Origin of the sequence: Gordonia sihwensis, from assembly GCF_029632925.1 — a bacterium.
GTDB lineage: Bacteria > Actinomycetota > Actinomycetes > Mycobacteriales > Mycobacteriaceae > Gordonia > Gordonia sihwensis.
Genome location: NZ_CP121248.1, coordinates 1,398,001 through 1,418,789 on the forward strand (window position 1 = coordinate 1,398,001; position 20,789 = coordinate 1,418,789).

Sequence of the window (20,789 nt, forward strand, 5' to 3'; positions counted from 1 at the left end):
AGCCATCCCCATGGCCGACGAGTACACCTACGTCCACATCACCGGATCCTGGGCGCACCTGATCGACGACGGCGTTCTCGACGACGACGCGCTGCCCGACGAGGTCCTGCCCACCGGCAAAGTCGTGTTCACGCCGAACCTCGGCTCGTACGGCTCGCTACCGACCGGACTGCCCTCGCGCTCAGTATCCGCCTCGCCGATCACCGGGCTGATCGTCGACGGCCGCCTGCGGGATCTGCAGCGCCGCGACGGCGTCGAGCTCGTCGGAGCCATCGGCGACTACCCGGTGTGGTGGACCGCGACTGCCGAGCTGTGGTGGAACAACAAGAAGCTCCCGGGCCGCACGGTCCAGTTCGCCGCCAACGGCAATCGAGAGTTGCACCTGAACGATCTGATCGACGCCGGTGACCTGCCGCGCGACTACTGGCCGGCCTACCTCGACGCCGCGGCGTCAGCGGCGCGCGCCGAGGTTGCCGCCGACTCGGCAAAGGCCAATGCCGACCGCGCGGAGTTCGTCGCTGAGACGATCTCCGACATCGGCGAGCAGGTCGACCAGGTCAACGCGTACCTCGGCGAGACACGAACGGCCCGCGATGAGGCTCAGGCCGCCGCGGCATCGACCGCCGATGACCGTGCGCACATTGACCAGGTCGTCGCCGACGGTGCCGCCGCGATCCGCGACCACGTTCAAGCCGACGCCGACCGCGCGCAGAATCAGGCGAGCATCGCTGGTGCGCGCGCTGCCGACGCTGCGGCGGCCGCGACCGCCGCCGCCACGTCGGAAGCCGCGGCAGCCGCCTCGGCGACAACTGCTGGACAGAAGGCCACCACCGCAACACAGAAGGCGGCTGCCGCCGAAACATCAGCGAACCAGGCCGGAGCGTCGGCGGGATCGGCGCAGACCTTCCGGAACCAGGCGGAATCGTTCGCTGGCGCAGCACAGTCCGCCGCCGACACGGCCGCGCAGGAAGCGGCCGACGAGACCGTCGAGATCTTGACCCAAGCCGTCGCTGCCGACCGCGCCGCGGCCGCCGCGGCGGCGACTGCAGCCGGAACCTCGGCCGGCAACGCCAAGGACTCGGAGGACAACGCCGCAGCATCCGAATCGTCGGCGATGGCCGCCGCTGCTGCCGCGGCGGCCTCGGAGTCGAACTCCGCCGCTTCGGCGACGTCGGCATCCGGGTCGGCTGATGACGCGCAGTACTGGGCATCGCAGGCCTCCGAGGTCGTCGGGTCCGGCGTCCCGTCGGCGACCAAGACCGTGAAGGGAGCGGTCATGCTCCCCGGTGAGGCGCCCGGCGAGCTCGGCGGCACCTTCGACCATCCGACGGTCACCGGGTGGTCGAGCAAGGCCGACCTCGTGGGCGGGAAGATCCCGGTCTCACAGATTCCGGCTCAGGCGACGCACGAGTCAGTAGTGGTGGCCAGTACGGCTGAGCGTCTCGCGTTGACCACCGCGCAGGTACAGCCCGGTGACGTCGCGATCCAGACCGGCAACCCCGGCCGAGGTACGTACATCCTGCAGGCCGAGGACCCGTCGGCTGAGGGCTCGTGGGTACTCCAGGTCGCACCGACCGACGCCGTCTCGTCGGTGAACGGCTACCAGGGCATCGTCGTCCTCGGCAAGGGTGACGTCGGGTTGAGCCTCGTCGACAACACCAGCGACCTCAGCAAGCCTGTCAGCGGTCCACAGCAGGACGCGCTCGACACGAAGGTCGACAAGACGATCAGGGTTCAGCCCGGCCTTGGCCTCACCGGTGGTGGCGACCTGTCGACTGATCGCACCCTGTCGGTGCAGTTCGGCACCGACGCCGGAACCGCGGCTCAGGGCAACGACGGGCGGATTGTCGGTGCCGTCCAGGGCTCGCGAACGATCGCGACCTCCGGCGGACTGCAGGGTGGCGGAACGCTCGGCCAGAACCGAACGCTGTCGATCGCCGACGGCGGTGTCACGTTCGCGAAGCTCGCCGCCGGGCTGCTCCCATCCGATCTGTCGCTCATCGTGTTCGGCAAGGACAGCCCCCGCGCGACCGGGGTCGGTGACAATCCGTTCGGTCACAAGTGCCAGCGAGCCATCACGATCAAGGGGTTCGACGTGCAGTGCCTGACCGCCGACGCGAGCGGGAGCCTCACTGTGGAACTGCGGAAGAACGGCGCCCCGATCGTTGGGACGTCGCATTCGGTGGCCGCGGCGGACCAGGGTGCAGGAAGCCGCAAGACGGGCTTGAACGTTCAACTCGCCGCCGGAGATGTTCTCACCGCTGCCGTCACCGGCGTCGGCGGGACGCCCGGGAACGGTCTTGCGGTCCACGTGGAGGCGGTGGTCGCGTGATCATCATGTCGACCCCGCCGCCCGCCGGCGGCGTTCCGGAGTACGTGGACTCGGTGGCCAAGGGCGGATCGTTCCCGCCAAACTATGCCGACGCGATCCAGGTCGGTCCGCGCGGCGCCGTCCTGATCGGAGTCCACACCAACAACGACACCTACATCGACACCGTCGTGGTGAAGGTCGGGGGTATCGCCGCGACGCTCATCGACGCGGCGCAGCGATGGAAGCTGTTCGTCGTATCCGGGCTGTCTGCGGGGACCTCGACTGTGGAAGTGATCTGGTCGTCGCCCGGTGGCAACTTCTCCGCGAACTACGCCGCCATGTCGTTCGCTAACGTGCAAACGGTCGGTATCCCGCAGGTCACCACGACGACGCCGATCACGCTCACCAACTCCGCGAGGCTGGCCGTCGGGTTCTGGACTGCAGGCGGCATTCGGACCGCCACTGAGGGCGACATACTGCGGATCGTGTCGCCGCGCCTGAACGACGGCGTCGCGATCCACGGCACGACGTCGGACGACGCCATCATGGGGCTCACCCAACCTCAACGCGGGGCGTGTCTGTGGCTCAACGCACCGCAACTACCGAATGAGCCAGTCGCGTCGGCCACCAACGGCACGACAGGATCGGCCACGGTCGAGATCATACTGCCGGCCGCCGCGACGGTATTCGTGGCGGTTGCGGGAGTCGGCGGGGGCCCGCCCGCGGCATCGACCGTGACCTGCGGCGACATCACCGGAACGCAGGTGTACACGCACGCCGGAACCAATATCCGGCTGACGGTGGCACGCTTCGACTTACCCGCCGGGACGCACCTGATCACGAGCGACTCGGACCGCGCCATCGTTGCGGCCGCATACCGCGGTACAGCCACGCTCGGAACCCCTGTATGGGCGAGCGGCACAACGTCCGCAACGGCGCCCACCGGAGCGACGAAAGTGGCGATCTTCACGAGCGGCAATCAGGTGAGTGCGGCCAGCGCGGGCACGCTTCGGTCGACTGCCTACAAGGGCGGCGGATGGTCGTGCTCGGTGTCGATCGTGGAAGGCGCGCAGTCGTCGGTCTCCGGCGCCGAGGGGTCGGTCACGCTCCCGCTGACATAAGCGTGCGACCTGTGCTGGGGCATACTCCTGGGCATGCTCGTCACCCTTCACGGCGGACCGCACGACGGCCGCATCATCGACGTAGACGCCGTTCCGCTGCGGTTGCCGGTCCTGATGCCGGGCGCAGGCGGCGGAGCGCCCGATCTCGGCGAGATCGCCGAGTATGCACCCGACAACGACGAGGTGTGGCGGTGTACACGCGCTGACGCCCGCCACCTGTTGTCCGACCAGCGCGCTATCGTGCAATGTGCGCGTGGGGAAGACACGCGCAACGGAAGACCCCCAGGTCCGCTACCGGCGGTTCCTGGGGGCCTTTTCGCCGTCTCGACCGTTGGGTCACTGCGCGCCGAACACCCCGCCGATGCAATTCCTCCCGCCTACCCCGTTGCTCGGCTGTAGAGCTCAGCGACGGTCGCCGTGCCGAGCGGCCTGCCGTCCACGTCGACGACATCGACATCAGTCACCCGCCGGCGAAGCCAAGTTCCCTCGTCGTCGTTGAATGCGACGACAGTGCCGTAGAAGTAGGCCGGATTGTCGAACGGCTGAACCTCCATCAGTGCCCAGTACTCAGCACCGGCTCGCGCCGGGTCGAGCGTAATGCGCACTCGACCGTCGCGAAACGCAATGTCGCTGACCGCCTTCGCCATGAGGACCCCCGCGGCCGACCGCTGACCGATGTAGACGGCGAACGCCTCAATGACCTCGGCGTCAGTGGGTGGCGCTTGCATCAGCACGGCCCGTACTCGTCGGGGAACCGCTCGCACAACGGCGGCAGCTTCTGGTTCGGTCCGTAGCCGTCCCCGCTGTCCGGGTCGAAGGTCGCTGGCGGCGCATCGGCCGACTCCTCGGTGGGCGCCGGCTCTGGCGCGGGTGTTTCAGTCGTGGCTGGCACTTCGGCGGCGGCCGGGGTGTCCGGTTCAGCGGACTCGGCCGGCGCCGCTTTCACCGTCGTCAAATCCCCGTGCCATCCAGCTTCGGCCAGCCCGATTCCGATAGTGACCGTCGCAGGGTTGAGCTTCGCCTTGTCGACCTCGTAACCGAACTCAACCGATCGCGCTGTGCCTGCCGGGATGATGCCCGAGACCGGCTCGGTGATCGCGTAGTCGACCGCAGCCTCCTTCCCGTCCTGCCCGTAGGTCAGCACGGGCGTCAGGATGTTGTAGCCCTCGAGATTGGTCCTGCCCGCGGTGAACTTGACGCCGAGCACGGTCGACGCACCACGCTGGGTGACGGTCTGAAGTTCCACCGTCGCGCCCGACTGGCCGCGAATGATCGAGCCGACGGGCTGGATAGAGCCTTCGTCGGTGCTCGACGTCGGCGCCACGCTGCTCTGCGTCGGCGTCGTCTCGTCGGAGGAACCGCATGCGCCGACGAGCGCCGCGGCGCAGATGCCTGCCGCCGCGATCGCTGCGCGGCCCATCAGTCGTACGCTCATTTGCTCATATGCCTTCTCTAGGTGATCCGTGAATGGCTAACGCTAGTCCGGTTATGTCGCTTTACGCCGCATCTCGGATGTGATTGAACCCTGCGGCAGCCGCCGATGCCGCCGAACGGCGGGCGCGATCCGGAACCGCGGTGTACATCTGCGTCGTCCGTACACTCTTGTGCCCGAGCAACTCCTGTACGGCGCGGATATCGCGCTCGTGTGCGTATGCGGCGCTGGCGAAACGGTGCCGCAACGAGTGCGCCGTCCATCCTTCCGGCATAACCCGCGACACGAGCTTTCCCACATGCGCTGGTGACAGATGGCCGTCGATCTGGCCAGGGAAGGTCCATCCTGGGCCTCGCGCAGTGATCTGCTCGGCGATGCCTTCATCGAGGGGAACGACCCGCACGTGCCCGCCCTTGCCTGTGACACGAAGGACGGGGCCGTCGAGGTCCTCTCCAACCGCATCGCCGCGAGTCGTCGCGATCTCGCCGCGACGGAGACCGACGAACGCGCCGAGGCTGACCATGAGGCGGGTGCGCGGACTCGAAGCGATGAGCGCGGAGCGCAGGATCTTCTCAGGAGTCGGCCGCGGCGAGCCAGTCGGGACGCTGACGGTCGGCAGGAGGGCTGCTGGGTTGTCGGGCCGCCGACCCGATGAGTGCATCCACGTCATGAACTTGACGATGCTGGCGCGGTTTCCGCGACGCGTTTCGGGCGCCCATTCCTGGGCTGCGAAGTACTCGACCAAATCGTCGAGCTCGAGCTTGTCCGGGGGGAGGTGCACAGCTTCCGCGAGCCGGCGGACGTGATAGCAGCGGATTCTCTGCGAACTGGGCGCCATGCCCGCAGCGATCAGCCACGCGGCGAAGTCGGAGAGTGCGAGGGACCATTCGGGGGAGAGGTGAGCGTATATCACGCCAATTCTGTCGATTGGCATAACCGATGCGTTTCGGGCGTGTCGCGTGTACATTCTCACGTCCTCCGTTTGGACGAATCTGCCTCGAAAAGTGCTGGTCAGTGGTATTTCTGAGCAGCTGTGCTCGGTGGCGCGGAGCCCGACTGGCAGCTGGGTGGCTTCACAGCCGGGGGAGTGGAGTCGGAATCACGCCGCGTCCGCCTTCATCGGACAGTTCGGGCCCTGGATTCCGGTCGGACGGAGCGGCGTCTCGCGTGCCGGAGTCGTCCTGCGCATCGGAACTACCGTTGATGCGACGCCGCGACCTGGGCCGGCCGTAAACCAGCGGGTTCGGGGTTCGAGTCCCTGATGGCGCACAGCAGAAGCCCTCGTTTGAACCACTCGGTTCGACGGGGGCTCTTCTCGTTCCCAGGGCGGACTCCGGGTTAAAGGCCAGAATGTGTGTACGGTTCGGGCGTGGCGTCGGGTGGTTTACCGGTTTCGGCCTCCCCATCCGTGTTGGATGCCGTTGCCGTCTTCCCAGTTGAAGCCTGTGTCGTAGGCGGCGGGCCCGATCTGCTCGTCCTCGACGGGCGTTTCCTTCGGTCGCTGCGGTGGTGGGTTGTGGTGCTCTTCGCGGACCAGGCTCCACGGATCGTGTGGGTGGGCGGTGAGGCTGTTGAGCTTCCATTCGGCGGCTCGGCGGGCGTGCTCGGTCAGAAGTCCTCGGTGAGCGCGGAACAGGTCTTTGAGACCTTTGTTGGGGCCGCCTTCGAGCGGTGAGGTGGTCCGCGGCAGGGGGTGCTCTTCATCGGTCAGGCGGGGGTCGATCCAGGTGAACAGGTGCTCTTCTGAGATCAGCCGCCGGAACAGTCCTCGGGTCTTGCGTAGGTCGCGGTGGGTGTACCACCAGGTGCTGGTCTCGGCGACGCCCTTCGGGCGCACAGCGTGCGGGCGGGCGTAGGTCCGGTGCCGGAGGAATCGGTCGTGCTTGATTTCCCAGTCGTTGTAGGCCTGAAGCCAGAGCACGGCCTGCTCGGAATTGCGGATGTTCATCAAAGCGGTTGTCAGAGTGACAATTTCACGGGCAGCATCGAGTCGGGGTTTGAAGGTGTGGTGGCGGCGCACGGTCTGGAAGATGTGGAAGTAGCAGCGCTGGACTCGAGTGGTGGGCCAATCGTCAGCGATCGCGGCGAGCAGGCCGCGGCCACCGTCGATGACCGCGACGTGCGGGGCGGGTTGGCGTTGCAGGATTTGCTGCCAGGCGATCTTCTTCTCGCGGTCGCACCATTGCCAGTCGACGACGTGGGTGCCGTCGAAGGCGATCAGCAGGCACCAGGATTGGAAGTAGGTGCCATCGAGCATCAATACCTGGGCCGGCTCAGTCGGGGGTGCAGGTGGTGGGACTTCGATGTTCCAGCACCAGGAGCGTGATCGGCGGAACGTGCGGGCGCTGATGTGGTCGGGTTGTCGGCCGTGCAGGAGCCAGGTGAGGAACGCGGTGAGTTCGGCTTTGCGGGTGATGTCGGGGCGTTTCTGGGTGCTGGAGGCGCCGCAGTCTTTGCAGCGCCAGCGGGTGCGGCCGGCGCTGGTGGTTCCGTTCTTGACGAGCTTGCGGCCGCATACACCACATGAGGGGGAATTCCGAGAACCTGACACCGAACATGCTTTCAAAGCATGTCCGGCGCACTGTCAGTCGAGGTCAGACACCGGAAACCAGCGTATCTGTACACACATTTTGGCCTTTAACCCCGGACTCCCCGGTCAGCCGCGCCGATACCCTCCCGAGAGTTCGGTGAGCAGGTCGGCGACCAGTGGGTTCGGTGCGGCGTCGGTGCGCAGCGCCGCCGAGACCGTCAGCGTGAACGCCGGATTGTGCCTGCAGATGATGCCGGGCTGTTTGAGATCCTCGTACAGCAGCGTCCACGACTCCGGCCGGTTGATGAGATCGAAGGTCACCGGGTGTCCGTCGCGGATCTCGGGACCGAGCAGGGTGGCGACTCCGGCCTTGGCGAAGACTCGCTCGACGAGACGGTGCAGGAGAACCTGCTTCTCGATCGGCGGGAGCAGCAGCGGGTACTCGGCGAGTTCTTCGGGCCGGGGCGGCCTTCCGAGCTTGGCGAGACGGTGACGCGGACTGAATGCGACGACGGGTTGCTCGATCCACAGCGGATCGAGGTAGAGACCCTCGTGGTCGAGGCTGCCGCGGATCAGTGCGATGTCGGCGTCGCCGGCGGCGACGGCCTCGATCCGTTGGGCGAAGGGTTTGATGAGGAAGTCGATCTCTGCGTCCGGATGGCGGTCGCGGATCGCCGACACGGCCGCCAGCGCCGAACCGGCGAACGACATGTTCGCCGCGATCCGGATCCGGTTGGGCTGTGGGCTCACGGCGGCGATCGCGGCATCGCGCAAGCCCAGCAGTTCCCGCGCGCGTGGCAGCAGGGTCTCGCCGGCCTCGGTCAGTCGGACCCGGCGGGTGGAGCGGTCGAAGAGCTCGGTTCCGAGCTCGCGCTCGAGCGCGGCGATCTGGTGACTGATCGCCGACTGCGAGACGAAACACCGTTCGGCGGCCTTGGAGAAGCCGCCGGTGTCGGCGACCGCGGTCAGGTACTCGAGCTGCCGGAACTCCATTCCCTCACTGTATGAGTAGAACAGATAAATGTCATCGGTAAACGAGTGGTCAATCGGGTTGAGGGGCAACGCAGCTATCCGGCACTGTGATCAGTGAAAGCAATTGGCGGACAACGCACAGGAGATGAGGCACATGCGCAGCACCGAGGTCGTGATCATCGGCTCGGGATTCGGCGGATTGGCGGCAGCCAAGCAGCTGGCGAAGTCGAAGGTCGAGACGGTGCTGATCTCCGCGACGCCGGAGCATCTGTTCCAGCCGCTGCTGTACCAGGTCGCCACCGGCGTCCTCCCGGCGCAGGAGATCGCGCCGTCGATCGCCGACGTTCTCGCGGACAAGAAGTCGCTCGACGTCGTGGAAGGCTACGTCACCGCGCTCGACGCCGAGCGCAAGGTGATCACCTACAGCACCGACGACGGCAGCGAGCAGATCGCCTACGAGTTCCTGATCGTCGCCGCCGGCGCGAGCCAGGGATACTTCGGCCACGACGAGTGGGCTGAGAGCACCTTCTCGCTCAAGACGCGCGACGACGCGATCGATCTGCGGGCGCACCTGCTGGACTGCTTCGAGGCTCCGCTCGCCGACGAGACCGCGCACACCTTCGTCGTCGTCGGCGCCGGCGCCACGGGTGTCGAGATCGCGGGCCAGATCCAAGAGCTGGGCCTGCGCTATTTCACCGACGCGCCGGCCACCGTCCACCTCGTGGAGGGGGCGGGCGACGTCCTTCCCGTGTACGGGGGCAAGTTGTCGGACTTCGCGCGCAAGACGCTGGAGAAGTCGGGAATCGACGTGATGACCGAGACCGTCGTGACCGATATCGACGGCGACGCGGTGACCGTCCGGGCCGCCGACGGAACCGAGCGGGTTCTGCGGGCGCGGACGGTGGTGTGGTCGGCTGGAGTGAAGGCCACGCCACTCGCGCAGGTGGTGGCCGAGGCGACCGGATGCGAGACCGACCGCGCCGGGCGACTGCTCATCAACCCCGACCTCACGGTCGGCGGCCGCGCCGACGTCTTCGCGATCGGCGACATGACGAGCCTCGACAGGCTGCCCGGCCAGAGTCCGGTCGCGATGCAGCAGGGCCGTCACGCCGCCGACATGATCCGCGGTGCCACGGTCCGCGGCACCCGGTTCCGTTACCTCGACAAGGGCAGCATGGCGGTGATCAACCGCCATAACGCCGTCGTCGACGCGCCGTTCGGCATCAAGCTCACCGGCTTCCTCGGCTGGCTCACGTGGCTCGGGGTGCACCTGTTCTACCTGGTGGGATTCCGGAACAGGGTCGGCGCCGTGCTGTCCTGGTTCCGCTCCTTCGCGGGCTCGGCTCGGCCGGGATTCGCGCAGGTGGACCGCTCGGCCGGGCGCGGCGCCGACGCCGGCGGCCCCGACGGGACCGGCGACCGCCGCCCGCTCGCGGAGTCGGCGGCCTGAGCCGTCCGGGACGACCGCTCGACGCCGGGAACGTGCGCAGGTCGTTCGCGTGAATGATGTGTGGCGCTCCACACGCGTCCGAGGTGCAGGCGGTCTGGCGCCTCTCGTACAATGGGCAGCCGGAACAGGCTCCGTCTCTGCGGAGCCCGCTGAATTCTTCTTGGGAGCACAATGCGTTTTCGTCGGATGCGCGGCCGTCGGTTCGGGGCCAAGGTCACTGCCGTTTTTGCCATGCTTGCCGCCATCGCGCTGATCTCGTCCTGCAGCAGCTATGACGGTCAGGTCCACGCGAACGGTGAGTTCGGGGACATGATCAAGCCTGCACTCGCGTTCACCGACGAGTCGGGCAAGCCTCTGCAGAAGGGTGAGGTGGGCGTCCAGCCGGGTGCGCCGATCGTCGTGACCGCGACCGAGGGCACCATCCGCAATGTCAACATCCCGAAGTCGGACGGCACGCCGATCAAGGGCGTGCTGAGCGAGGACGGCACCAAGTGGACCAGTGCCGAGCCGTTCGGATACGACAGGTCGTACACGGTCACCGCGGACGCGATCGGGGTCGGCGGCACCACGACCAGCAAGAGCACCTTCACCACCCGCGCTCCGAACAACGTGACGCAGGCGTACATCAGCCCGCCCGACGGTGAGACCGTCGGTATCGCGCAGACCATCGGTGTGCGTTTCGACGAGGCGATCCCGGACCGCAAGGCGGCCCAGGCCGCCATCAAGATCACCTCGACCCCGAAGGTGGAGGGCGCCTTCTACTGGATCAGCGACCAGGAGGTCCGCTGGCGTCCCGAGCACTTCTGGAAGCCGGGCACCAAGGTGAGCGTGAAGGTCAACACCTTCGGAATCGATCTGGGCGACGGGCTCTTCGGCCAGGAGAACGTCTCGTCGTCGTTCAAGGTCGGCCGCCAGATGGAGTTGTTCGCGGACGACAACACCAAGATGGTCACCGTCAAGCGCGACGGCAAGGTCATCCGGACCATGCCGACTTCGATGGGCAAGGAGAGCGCCCCCACCGACAACGGCATCTACATCATCGGTGACCGTCTCGATCACATCATCATGGACTCCTCGACCTACGGCGTCCCGACGAACTCCGCCGACGGCTACCGCACCCCCGTGGACTACGCGACCCAGATGTCGTACAGCGGTATCTACCTGCACTCGGCTCCGTGGTCGGTGTGGGCGCAGGGCAACACGAACACCAGCCACGGGTGCCTGAACCTCAGCCCGGACGACGCCCTCTGGGTGGTCCGGAACACGTTGCGCGGCGACCCGGTGACGGTGAAGAACACGATCGGGCCCGAACTGCCCGGCACCGACGGTCTCGGCGACTGGAACATCCCCTGGTCGACGTGGTCTAAGGGCAACGCCTGACCTGCATCTCTCGTCCCCGTAAACGCCCGGAACCGCCTGGTTCCGGGCGTTTACGGTTGTGCGCGGGGTGGCCGGAGCGGCGGTCGGCGCCGCCCCGGACGCGACGTTGACATCGAGCGATGTTAAGCTCGCGAGGCACTCAAAATACGGTACGACTGTATAGTCGCCGGTAGGGCTGGGCGGCACGCTCAGCGTCGAACACCGCACTCGAGATAGGTAGCTCAACTCATGGCACGACGTCCTTCGTGGGAGACCGAGGAACTCACCGCGCTGCGCGACATGGCGCGCGCGTTCTGCGAGAAGGAGCTCGCTCCGAACACCGAACGCTTCATCGAGCAGCACCACGTCGACCGCGATCTGTGGCTCAAAGCGGGCGAGGTGGGCCTGCTCTGCATGTCGATCCCGGAGGAGTACGGGGGCGGCGGCGGCACGTTCGCCCACGAGGCGGTCCTGATCGAGGAGCAGGCGCGGGCCGTCGACTCGTCATGGGGCCAGAGCCTGCACAACGGGATCGTCGCGCACTACCTGCTCGCGTACGGCTCCGAGGAGCAGAAGCAGCACTGGTTGCCGAAGATGGCCTCGGGAGAGGTGGTCGGTGCGATCGCCATGACCGAGCCGGGAACGGGATCGGACCTGCAGAACGTCAAGACCAAGGCGATCAAGGACGGTGACGATTACGTCATCGACGGTTCCAAGACCTTCATCACCAACGGCGGCCAGGCCGATCTGGTGATCGTCGTCGCCAAGACCGACACCAACGAGGGCGCCAAGGGCATCTCGCTAATCCTGGTCGAGACCGACCGCGAGGGCTTCAGCCGCGGCCGGATCCTCGACAAGGTCGGCATGCGCGGCCAGGACACGGCCGAGCTGAACTTCTCGGGTGTGCGTGTGCCGCAGTCGAATCTGCTCGGCGACCAGGAGGGGCTGGGCTTCATCCAGCTGATGACGCAGCTTCCGCAGGAGCGCCTGATCATCGGTGTCGCGTCCGTCGCAGGCATGGAGGTCGCCCTGGAGAAGACGCTCGAGTACACCAAGGAGCGCACCGCCTTCGGCCGTCCGATCTACGGCTTCCAGAACACCAAGTTCAAGCTCGCCGAGGTCGCGACCGAAGCACACGTCGCCCGGGTGTTCATCGACGACTGCATCGAGCAGCACCTGCGCGGAGAACTCGACATCCCGACCGTGGCGATGTCGAAGTGGTGGACCACCGAGAAGGCCATGCAGGTCGCCGACACCTGCCTGCAGCTCTTCGGCGGCTACGGCTACATGAACGAGTACCCGATCGCCCGCATGTGGGCCGACAACCGCGTCCAGATGATCTACGGCGGCACCAACGAGATCATGAAGGAGATCATCTCGCGCGCACTGTAGTGCCCGTCCCGGCCGGCGGCGGATTGGTGAAGGCGGCGAGGAACTCGATGAGCATCTTCGCCGTCACCGGTCGGGGGAGGAGGTCGATGGCGGCGATCACGGCGCCGATGTCGAGCGCCTCCTCCGACCGCGCCGGGTCGGAGTGCGGGTCGATCCCCGCTCCGATCAGCACGGCCTCGGTGGCCGCCGAGTCCAGCCCGACGGCGTCCTCGACCGTGACGGCTCCCGACTCGAACGCCGCGGCCAGCTCGCGGAGCGGGCCCGGTGCGTCGATCGGCGGAAGTGCACGAGCCGCGGTCGCGGCGTCGACCATTGCGGCCGACAGCTCGGCGGCCACCGTCCGGGTCACCGGAGTGATCGTCAGGTGGGTGCTCGCGGCGAGTTCGGAGCCGTCGGACTGCCGGTAGCGGGGCTGCGCCTGCAGGGTGAATCCACGCGCGTGGACCTCGTCGGCCCACCGGTGGGGGTCGATCGGCCGCGCCGACGCGTGGTCGGCGGCCACCGCGAAGACCGGACCGAAGGGGTCGCCGACCACCCGGAGCCCGTCGATGGCGCAGATCTGTTCGAGGAGCGCCGTGCGCGCGGCGGCGACGTCGCCGACGAGTCCGGCGAACCCCTCGGGGCCGAGGAACTGGGTGATCGCCCACGCTGCGGCGGTGCCGGTGGCCGATCGCGACCCGAGCAGCGTCGGGTTGACCACCGGATAGCCCGGCCAGTCCGCGGTGGCGAAGTAGCCGGCGCGGTGCCGATCCCGATCGGTGTGCAGCAGGATGGACGCGCCCTTCGGGGCGTAGCCGTATTTGTGGAAGTCGGCGGACAGGCTGGTGACACCGGGCACGGACAGGTCCCACGGATCGGACGGTTCGGGCCACCAGGCGAGTGCGAAGCCGCCGAGACAGGCATCCACGTGCAGCGGCAGCCCGCGTTCGAGCGCCAGCGCGCCGAACTCGGCGATCGGGTCCATCGTTCCGGTCGGATAGTTCGGAGCGGACGCGACCAGCAGGAAGGTCTCGTCGTCGACGTGCGCGGCGACGTCGGCGGCGGACGGTCGAGTGGAGTCGGGATCCACCGGAACTCGTCGTAGATCGACGCCGAGCAGTTCGGCGGCCTTGTCGAAGGCGGCGTGCGCCGTCGACGGTGCGACCACATTTCCGTGCCCGCGCGGGAGCCCGGAGGTCCGGCGGGCCGCGGCGACGGCGAGGAGGCAGCTCTCGGTGCCGCCGGAGGTGACCGTCCCGACGGCGTCGGGGGAGCCGAACGCGCTCCGGGAGAACTCGATCAGATCGCGTTCCATCGCGGCGACCGATCCGAAGACCGTGGGATCGAGTCCGTTCACCGGACGGACGAGCTCGGCTGCGTCCGCGGCCAGCCGGTCGAGGACGCCCAGCCCGCTGTCGTACACGTAGGAGAGGATCCGGCCGCCGTGGGTCGGCGCGTCGGATTCGCGCAGTCGGCGCAGTCTGGCCAGTACCTCGTCCGGGTCGCGGCTCGTCACGGGTGTCTCCTCTCGTAGCGGGTCAGCAGCACCAGACTCAGCGTCACCAGGACTGCGGGCAGCACCGAGAATCCCGCGGTGATGCCGATGATCGCGCTGCGCGGCTGATCGGCGACCGTGTCGGCCGTCGACGAGACGAACCCGGTGGCCGCGAGCACCAGCAGGTACAGACCCGGTCCCACGGCCATGCCCAGCGTTTCGCCCGCGGTCCAGAGGCCGGACAGGGCGCCGCCCTGCTCGCGGCCGGTGCGCGCGGAGTATTCGTCGATCACGTCGGGAAGCATCGCGAGCGGAAAGGTCTGCATGCCGGCGTAGCCGACGCCGGTGATCGCCAGGACTCCGAAGACCCACGCCCCCGGCGCCGCGATCGCGAAAGCGAGGATCACGTCCGCGAGCAGGAACAACGCCGACGCCGCGTACAGACCGCGCAGCTTCCCGAAACGTCGTCCCACACGGACCCACAGCGGCATCACCAGCAGCGCCGGTGCCACGAGCGCGACGAACAGCGGGGTCAGCGCGGCGGAGCTGTCGAGGACGTAGGTCGCCAGATACTGCGCTCCGGCGAGCATCACCGCGCTCGCGAGCGCCTGAATCACGAAGACCGACAACAGGACCCGATAGTGGTGATGATCGCGGACGGCCCGGAACGCCGCGGCTCCGCCCACCGCGTGCGTCGCGGTCCGCGCCCGGATCGGCGCCCGACGGCCCGCGGCGCCGGCGACCGCTGTCGAGACGGCCATGCCTCCCGCGATCACGGCCACGGACACCGCAGCCATCACCGCGTAACCGGCGGCGCCGCCCCCGAGCGCATCGCGGACCGCGGGAGCGCCCGCGCCGATCAACAGGATCGCCAGCGCGAGAACCGCGATCCGCGCCGAGATCAGACGTGTGCGCGCGTGATAGTCGGGCGTCAGATCGGTGGGCAGCGCGATGTACGGGACCTGAAAGCAGGCGTAGGCCACGGCAGCGGTGGTGAAGAAGACGAGCACCCACAGTGCGGCCACCGCGGGCGGCGCGGCCGTCGGTGCGGCGAAGGTGAGGATGAACGTCGGCACGATCGCGAGGGTGCCGATCCACATCAACCGCGTGCGGGATCCGGTGGCGGCGAACGCGGTGTCGTTGCGAGCGCCGATCAGCGGGTTCACCAGGACGTCGACGATCTTGGGGATCACCACGATCGCCGAGGCGAGCAGGGCGCCGACCGCGAGAGTGTCCGTGAGGTAGTACGCCAGCACCAGTCCGGGCAGCACGCCGAAGCCACCGGTTCCCAGACTGCCGGCCGCGAAGCCCGCGGTGACCCGGCGTGACACCGGCGGCGCGGAGGTCGAAACACTCACACGATCGAGTAGATCAGACGATCAAGACCGGCGGGAGTGTTTGGTGCCGGCTCGACCGGAATACCGAACGGCATCGAATACCGCCCCGGACCGATCCGCGATCGGCGACAATTCAGTTCCCGCCGGAACTCAGCCGTGTCCGGGGGCAGATCGTCGGACGAGGAGATTCGGTGAGCGCGATCGTACTGGCGCAGGTGCGGACCGGAGTGGAGCAGGAGATCCTCGACGAGTGGGCGGCGAAGCATCATCCGGGTGTCGGCGTGGTCAGGCTCGAGGACGTCGACGTGGCCGCTCTCGATCCGGACACCACCCTGATTCCGGCGCGCGTGGTGTGGTTGCCGCCGGTGCGTCGCGGTGAACGCAAGGTCGCGTTGGCCGACGCGATCGTGCTCTCGAATCCGCGGCGCCCACCGGCCTTCCGGCAGGCGGCCATCCGCAGGCACGGACCGGATCGGGTCCGCGTGGTGCAGGGCGTCCCCGCCACAGTGGCCGAACTCGGCGCTCGCTACGACGAGCGGCAGGCCGAGGGGACGTCGTTCGCAGGCTTCGTCGGCATGCAGGCCGCGATCTCGGCCGAGCGCGCGGAACTCGAACTCGTCGGAACCCGGTACAAGGTGCCGCGACTGGTGGCCGAGCAGATCAGCTCGTCGGCCAGATTCCAGGCCGCGGCCGCCGAACTCGCGGCCGAACTCGGGCGGTCCGCCGCATCCGTGGCGCAGGAGGCCACCGACAAGATGAGCGCCTTCGTCGCAACCCAGAGCAGACTGGTCCGCGACGTCTTCACCTCCACTTTCAGCGGACTTTACGAGCGCGCATGGTCGGTGTCGGCGGATCTGGACACCCTCGGACGTCTGCGCTCGGTCAACAAGTCGAGTTCGCTGGTGTTCCTGCCCTCGCACCGGTCGTACGTCGACTCGCTGATCCTGGCCAGTGTGCTGCATCAGCACGACTTTCCGCCGAACCTCGTGCTCGGGGGTGAGAACCTGGCGTTCTGGCCGATGGGACCGATCGCCCGCCGCGCGGGCACCGTGTTCATCCGGCGCAAGTTCGGCGCCGACCCGGTCTACAAGCTGGCGATGCGCTCGTACCTCTCCTTCATCGTCGAGAAGCGCTTCAATCTGGAGTGGTACATCGAGGGCGGCCGAAGCCGGACCGGCAAGCTGCGGCCGCCGATGCTCGGTCTGCTCGCCTACGTCGCGGACGCTGTGGAGGCGCTCGACGCCGCGGACGTGGTGGTGGTGCCGACCTCGATCGTCTACGACCAGCTTCCGGAGATCGCCGCCATGGCGAAGGAGTCGGCCGGGGGCACCAAGAGTCCCGAGGACCTCAAGTGGCTGCTCAAGTACGCTCGCGCCCAGCGGACGTATCGCGGCGAGGCCCGCGTCCGGTTCGGTGAACCGTTCTCGCTCCGCGAAGCGCTGGCCGAGGCGGGGACCGGGCGGGCACGCCTGGAGAAGGTCGCGTTCAAGGTCATGGACGAGATCAACGCCGCGACTCCGATCTCGGCGACGTCTCTGGCCGGGTTCGCATTGCTCGGCGCCGCGGACCGGGCGTACACGGCGCGGGAGATCGAGGTGATTCTGGCGCCGTTGCTGACCTACATCGACACCCGCGGCCTGCCCGGCCCCGACCCGTCGCTGTGCCGCGGGCTCGGGCTGCTCACCACGCTCCGCGAACTCACCGACGCCGGTGTCCTCGAGACCTTCGACGGCGGCCCGGAGCAGGTGTGGTCCATCGCCCCCGACAATCATGCGGTCGCCGCCTACTACCGCAACGGCGCGCTGCACCACTTCGTCGGCCGGGCGATCGTCGAACTGGGGATGCTCGCCGTGTCGGCGGGCGACGTGGTGGAGGGAGGCCCGGCGCCCGACGCGCAGGCCGGCGCCGACGAGGGGCTGCTCGCTCCCGCGCAGCAGGAGGTGCTCCGCATCCGCGATCTGCTCAAGTTCGAGTTCTTCTTCCCCGCCAAGCAGGAGTTCCTCCATCGGCTCGGAGCCGAGATGGATCTGCTCGCTCCCGGTTGGCGGACCGACCGGCGGACCAAGGAATGGGTGCATGCGGCGCTGCTGGCGAGCGCGGGGCAACTGTTCGCCCGCCGCACGCTGCAGACCTTCTTCGACGCGCAGCTGGTGGTGGCGACCCGGCTGGTCGCCCTCGGATCCGAGGAACTCGACAAGGAGGAGGTGTTGACCGAGTGTCTCGGCCTGGGCCGCCAGTTGTCGTTGCAGGGCGTGGTGCACAGCAAGGACTCGGTGTCCCGGGAACTGTACGACGGCGCGTACCGGCTGGCCGACAACCGCGGCGCGGTGCACGGTGATTCGGCGAGCGAGGTGGCCTCCCGCCGCAGAGCCTGGCTCGACGAGGTGGAGGAGATGCGGTGCAGGCTCGCCCGGATCGCCGAGATCGAAGCGGCGCAGGCCGCAGCGCGGGAGGCGGACGCATGAGTGCGCTGGCGGAGCGGCTGCGGGCGATCCGGTCCGCGCCCGAGGGCGGGCGGGTCTGTGCCTTCTTCGACTACGACGGAACGCTGATCGAGGGGTTCTCGGCCACGGCGATCCTGCGGGCGCGTCTGCGCAGCCTCGAGTTCACGCCCGGCGAACTCCTCGACGGACTGATGATCGCCCTGCGCGGCTGCTCGTCGGAGCAGGACTTCGCCGAGGTGCTCGAAGCCACGCGGCCGGCGTTCGCAGGCAAGACCTACGCCGAGTTGCTGGCGATGGGCGAGCGGCTGTTCAAAGAGGACACGGCCTCCAAGCTGCGGCCGCAGATGTGGCAGATCATTCGCGCGCACCGGTCCAAGGGACACCGCATCGTGATCGCGTCCTCGGCCACGCGCTTTCAGATCGAGCCCATCGCCCGGCAGATCGATGCCGACGACGCGCTCGCGACCGACGTCGAGGTGATCGATGGGATCGCGACCGGCAAGATCCTCGGCAGACCGCTGTGGGGCCCCGGCAAGGCCGCCGCGGTGCGGCGTCTGGCCGCCGAGCACGATCTGGACCTGGCGTCGTCGTTCGCCTACAGCGACGGAAACGAGGATGTGCCCTATCTGGAGGCGGTAGGACATCCGGCGGCGGTGTCGCCCCAGCGGGGGCTGCGGGCGGTCGCCGAATCGCGTGGCTGGCCGATCCTGGAACTGCGGAATCCGTCGCACAACAGGCTCGGCATGCTCGCCCGCACCAGTGCCTTCTACGGCTCGTTTCTCGGAGGCGCCGCCGTCGGATTCGCCAGGGGAGTGCTCAGCGACGACGGCACGCAGGTGATGCAGAAGGCTGTCTCGTCGGGGATCGACACCGGTTTCGCACTCGCCGGGGTCCGGGTGGACGTCCTCGACGGAGGCGGCTATCTGCAGTCGGCTCGACCGTGCGTCTTCGTGTTCAACCACCAGTCCAAGCTCGATCTCCCGGTGATGATCCATCTCATCCGCGGCCAGGCCACGGGGGTGGCGAAGAAGGAGATCCGCGACCTGCCGCTGTTCGGCAGAATCCTGGAGGTCGGGGGTGTGGCGTTCATCGACCGCGCCGACGCCGGCCGGGCGATCGAACAGTTGGAACCGGTGGTCCGGAAGGTGGTCGACGAGGGGTTCTCGCTCGTCGTGGCCCCGGAGGGGACGAGGTCGGCGACGCCGCGGATCGGTGAGTTCAAGAAGGGACCGTTCCACATCGCCATGCAGGCCGGCGTGCCGGTGGTGCCGGTGGTCTTGCGCAACGCGGGCGAGCTGATGTGGCGCGGAGCGCAGTTGATCAAACCCGGCACGGTCGAGGTCCGAGTGCTGCCGCCGGTGGACACCTCCTCGTGGGTGCCCGAGAAGGTCGGCGAGTACGCGAGCCAGGTGCGACAGCAGTTCCTGGACGCGCTGGCCGACTGGCCGGTCACCGCGTTCGACGACGGCCGGATGACCAGGACGATGGGAGTCTTCGAGTGGCAGGAGTCCGAAGGTGACGAGTGATTCCGGCGCACCGCGCGAGCCGGTGGTGGACCGGCCTCTTGCATGGGGCACCGAACCGGAGATGAGTGCGGTCGACACGGTCATGTGGCGCGGCGACGCCGACCGCCGGTTGCGGTCGACGATCTCGATGCTCGAGGTCTACGACTGTGAACCGGATTGGGATCGGCTCGTGGCGGCGCACGACTGGGGAAGCCGGATGGCGCCGCGGTTCCGTCAGCGAGTGATCGAATCGCCGCTGCGCACCGGCACCCCGAGTTGGGAGGTGGACCCCGACTTCGACTTGCACTACCACCTGCGGCGCGTCCGGGTGGCCGGCGACGGATCGATGCGCGAGGTCCTCACCCTCTGCGAACAGCTCGCGATGACACCGCTCGACTCGGCTCGACCGCCGTGGGAGGGCTACCTCATCGACGGGCTGGCCGACGGCAAGACCGCGTACTTCTTCAAGGCGCATCATGCTCTCACCGACGGACTCGGTGCGATTCTCGTTCTCGCGCAACTGCATTCCACCAGCCGCGAGCCGATACCGGGCAAGCCGCAGCCGCCCGCCCCCGCACCCGGGGATCTGTCGTCTCTCGACGTGCTGAGCCGCCAGATCGGGGAGGAGATCCGCCGGCTGCCGAAACTGGCCGGACTCGCCGTCGCCGGAGTCCGGGCGATCGGTGATCCCAAGCGGACCCTGCGCCGCGTGCTTCGGTACGGCCGATCGGTTCCGCGAGTCGCCGGAATGATCAGTCCGCCCGGATCACCGCTGCTGGCGGCTCGCAGCCTCTCGTGGCGGTTCAGTGCGTTCGAGGTGGACTTCGCCGCGCTGCGCGCCGTGAGTTCGGCGACCGGCGCGTCGATCAACGACGTCTACCTCGGCGGCCTGATCGGCGGCTTCCGGCGGTACCACGAGAGGATGGGGACAGTGGTCGACACGATTCCCGTCGCGATCCCCATCTCGGTCCGTGAACCCGGCGATCCCGATGGCGGAAACCGGATCGCTGTCGGGCGGCTCGCGGGACCGATCGGGATCGACGACCCGTTCGAGCGTGTGCTGACCATCCGGGAGCAGGTCCGCGCGGCGCGCGCCGAGCCCGCGGTCGACATCCTCAACACCATCGGGCCGGTGGCGGCTTGGCTGCCCGGCCCGCTGCTGGCGCAGTTCAGCGGCACCACGTCGCAGAACGATCTGCAGGCCAGCAATGTGCCGGGGATTCCGTGGGAGACGTTCGTCGCCGGCGCCCGTGTGGAGCGGATGTTCCCCTTCGGCCCGCTGCCCGGCTGCGCGGTGATGGCCACGATGATCACGCACAACGGCACGGCGTGCCTCGGCCTGAACTTCGACGCCGCCGCCGTCACCGAGCCGGAATTGTTCGCCGAGTGCCTCGTCGACGGCTTCAACGAGGTGCTGGACCTGGGCGATGACCCGGGTGACCGCCTGAAGCGTGTGGTGTAG

At 68.1% G+C, this 20,789-nt stretch carries 15 protein-coding genes; 8 read left to right on the forward strand and 7 right to left on the reverse strand.

Annotated features, from left to right (window positions below; all coding sequences use genetic code 11):
- Positions 1-10 precede the first annotated feature (10 nt).
- On the forward strand, positions 11-2,332 hold the full coding sequence (locus tag P5P27_RS06785; protein ID WP_278126955.1) for a hypothetical protein: 2,322 nt from the start codon (positions 11-13) through the stop codon (positions 2,330-2,332).
- The gene (locus P5P27_RS06790) at positions 2,329-3,432 is read left to right on the forward strand and encodes a hypothetical protein (RefSeq protein WP_278126957.1); all 1,104 of its coding nucleotides are present in this window, start codon (positions 2,329-2,331) and stop codon (positions 3,430-3,432) included. Before P5P27_RS06785 ends, P5P27_RS06790 begins: the two co-directional genes overlap by 4 nt.
- A gap of 377 nt (positions 3,433-3,809) precedes the next feature.
- Here the strand turns inward: P5P27_RS06790 and P5P27_RS06795 are convergent, their stop codons facing one another.
- From P5P27_RS06795 to P5P27_RS06815, 5 genes are all read right to left on the reverse strand, one after another.
- Entirely contained in the window at positions 3,810-4,160 is a 351-nt protein-coding gene (locus tag P5P27_RS06795) for a hypothetical protein (RefSeq protein ID WP_278126959.1), read from the reverse strand.
- Positions 4,160-4,867, reverse strand: a complete 708-nt coding sequence (locus tag P5P27_RS06800) for a hypothetical protein (RefSeq protein WP_278126961.1) — start codon at positions 4,865-4,867, stop codon at positions 4,160-4,162. Before P5P27_RS06800 ends, P5P27_RS06795 begins: the two co-directional genes overlap by 1 nt.
- A 61-nt stretch (positions 4,868-4,928) precedes the next feature.
- Entirely contained in the window at positions 4,929-5,777 is an 849-nt protein-coding gene (locus tag P5P27_RS06805) for a tyrosine-type recombinase/integrase (protein WP_278126963.1), read from the reverse strand.
- Positions 5,778-6,248: 471 nt separating this feature from the next.
- Entirely contained in the window at positions 6,249-7,415 is a 1,167-nt protein-coding gene (locus P5P27_RS06810) for an IS1249 family transposase (protein ID WP_278125867.1), read from the reverse strand.
- Between the two features lie 105 nt (positions 7,416-7,520).
- Positions 7,521-8,387 carry a LysR family transcriptional regulator gene (locus tag P5P27_RS06815; RefSeq protein WP_278126966.1) on the reverse strand — a complete coding sequence of 289 codons (867 nt, stop codon included), beginning with the start codon at positions 8,385-8,387 and terminating at the stop codon, positions 7,521-7,523.
- Between the two features lie 133 nt (positions 8,388-8,520).
- Here P5P27_RS06815 and P5P27_RS06820 point away from each other — a divergent pair, with 133 nt between their 5' ends.
- The 3 genes from P5P27_RS06820 (at position 8,521) to P5P27_RS06830 (ending at position 12,567) form a co-directional block, all read left to right on the forward strand.
- On the forward strand, positions 8,521-9,816 hold the full coding sequence (locus tag P5P27_RS06820; protein ID WP_278126968.1) for an NAD(P)/FAD-dependent oxidoreductase: 1,296 nt from the start codon (positions 8,521-8,523) through the stop codon (positions 9,814-9,816).
- Positions 9,817-9,987: 171 nt separating this feature from the next.
- Positions 9,988-11,196, forward strand: coding sequence for a L,D-transpeptidase (locus tag P5P27_RS06825; protein ID WP_006896545.1), 1,209 nt, complete (start codon positions 9,988-9,990; stop codon positions 11,194-11,196).
- Between the two features lie 228 nt (positions 11,197-11,424).
- Positions 11,425-12,567, forward strand: a complete 1,143-nt coding sequence (locus P5P27_RS06830) for an acyl-CoA dehydrogenase family protein (RefSeq protein WP_006896546.1) — start codon at positions 11,425-11,427, stop codon at positions 12,565-12,567.
- On the opposite strand, the gene P5P27_RS06835 is transcribed toward P5P27_RS06830, so the two are convergent.
- Positions 12,548-14,062 carry a pyridoxal phosphate-dependent decarboxylase family protein gene (locus P5P27_RS06835; protein WP_062367577.1) on the reverse strand — a complete coding sequence of 505 codons (1,515 nt, stop codon included), beginning with the start codon at positions 14,060-14,062 and terminating at the stop codon, positions 12,548-12,550. The genes P5P27_RS06830 and P5P27_RS06835 overlap by 20 nt on opposite strands.
- Complete coding sequence (locus P5P27_RS06840) at positions 14,059-15,399, reverse strand: MFS transporter (protein ID WP_006896548.1); 1,341 nt, start codon at positions 15,397-15,399, stop codon at positions 14,059-14,061. Before P5P27_RS06840 ends, P5P27_RS06835 begins: the two co-directional genes overlap by 4 nt.
- Positions 15,400-15,569: 170 nt before the next feature.
- Here P5P27_RS06840 and P5P27_RS06845 point away from each other — a divergent pair, with 170 nt between their 5' ends.
- Genes P5P27_RS06845 through P5P27_RS06855 form a run of 3 tightly spaced genes read left to right on the forward strand, consistent with a single transcriptional unit; the run spans position 15,570 to position 20,789 of the window.
- Positions 15,570-17,843, forward strand: a complete 2,274-nt coding sequence (locus P5P27_RS06845) for a glycerol-3-phosphate 1-O-acyltransferase (protein ID WP_006896549.1) — start codon at positions 15,570-15,572, stop codon at positions 17,841-17,843.
- Complete coding sequence (locus P5P27_RS06850) at positions 17,840-19,348, forward strand: HAD-IB family hydrolase (RefSeq protein WP_006896550.1); 1,509 nt, start codon at positions 17,840-17,842, stop codon at positions 19,346-19,348. The genes P5P27_RS06845 and P5P27_RS06850 overlap by 4 nt, the downstream gene beginning before the upstream one ends.
- The gene (locus P5P27_RS06855; RefSeq protein ID WP_372452529.1) at positions 19,338-20,789 is read left to right on the forward strand and encodes a wax ester/triacylglycerol synthase domain-containing protein; all 1,452 of its coding nucleotides are present in this window, start codon (positions 19,338-19,340) and stop codon (positions 20,787-20,789) included. Before P5P27_RS06850 ends, P5P27_RS06855 begins: the two co-directional genes overlap by 11 nt.

Excerpts from the sequence above, each read along its gene's own strand:
- P5P27_RS06785 (WP_278126955.1), top strand. The coding sequence starts at position 11 with ATGGCCGACGAGTACACCTACGTCCACATCACCGGATCCTGGGCGCAC.
- P5P27_RS06795 (WP_278126959.1), bottom strand. The coding sequence starts at position 4,160 with ATGCAAGCGCCACCCACTGACGCCGAGGTCATTGAGGCGTTCGCCGTC.
- P5P27_RS06800 (WP_278126961.1), bottom strand. The coding sequence starts at position 4,867 with ATGAGCGTACGACTGATGGGCCGCGCAGCGATCGCGGCGGCAGGCATC.
- P5P27_RS06815 (WP_278126966.1), bottom strand. The coding sequence starts at position 8,387 with ATGGAGTTCCGGCAGCTCGAGTACCTGACCGCGGTCGCCGACACCGGC.
- P5P27_RS06820 (WP_278126968.1), top strand. The coding sequence starts at position 8,521 with ATGCGCAGCACCGAGGTCGTGATCATCGGCTCGGGATTCGGCGGATTG.
- P5P27_RS06825 (WP_006896545.1), top strand. The coding sequence starts at position 9,988 with ATGCGTTTTCGTCGGATGCGCGGCCGTCGGTTCGGGGCCAAGGTCACT.
- P5P27_RS06830 (WP_006896546.1), top strand. The coding sequence starts at position 11,425 with ATGGCACGACGTCCTTCGTGGGAGACCGAGGAACTCACCGCGCTGCGC.
- P5P27_RS06850 (WP_006896550.1), top strand. The coding sequence starts at position 17,840 with ATGAGTGCGCTGGCGGAGCGGCTGCGGGCGATCCGGTCCGCGCCCGAG.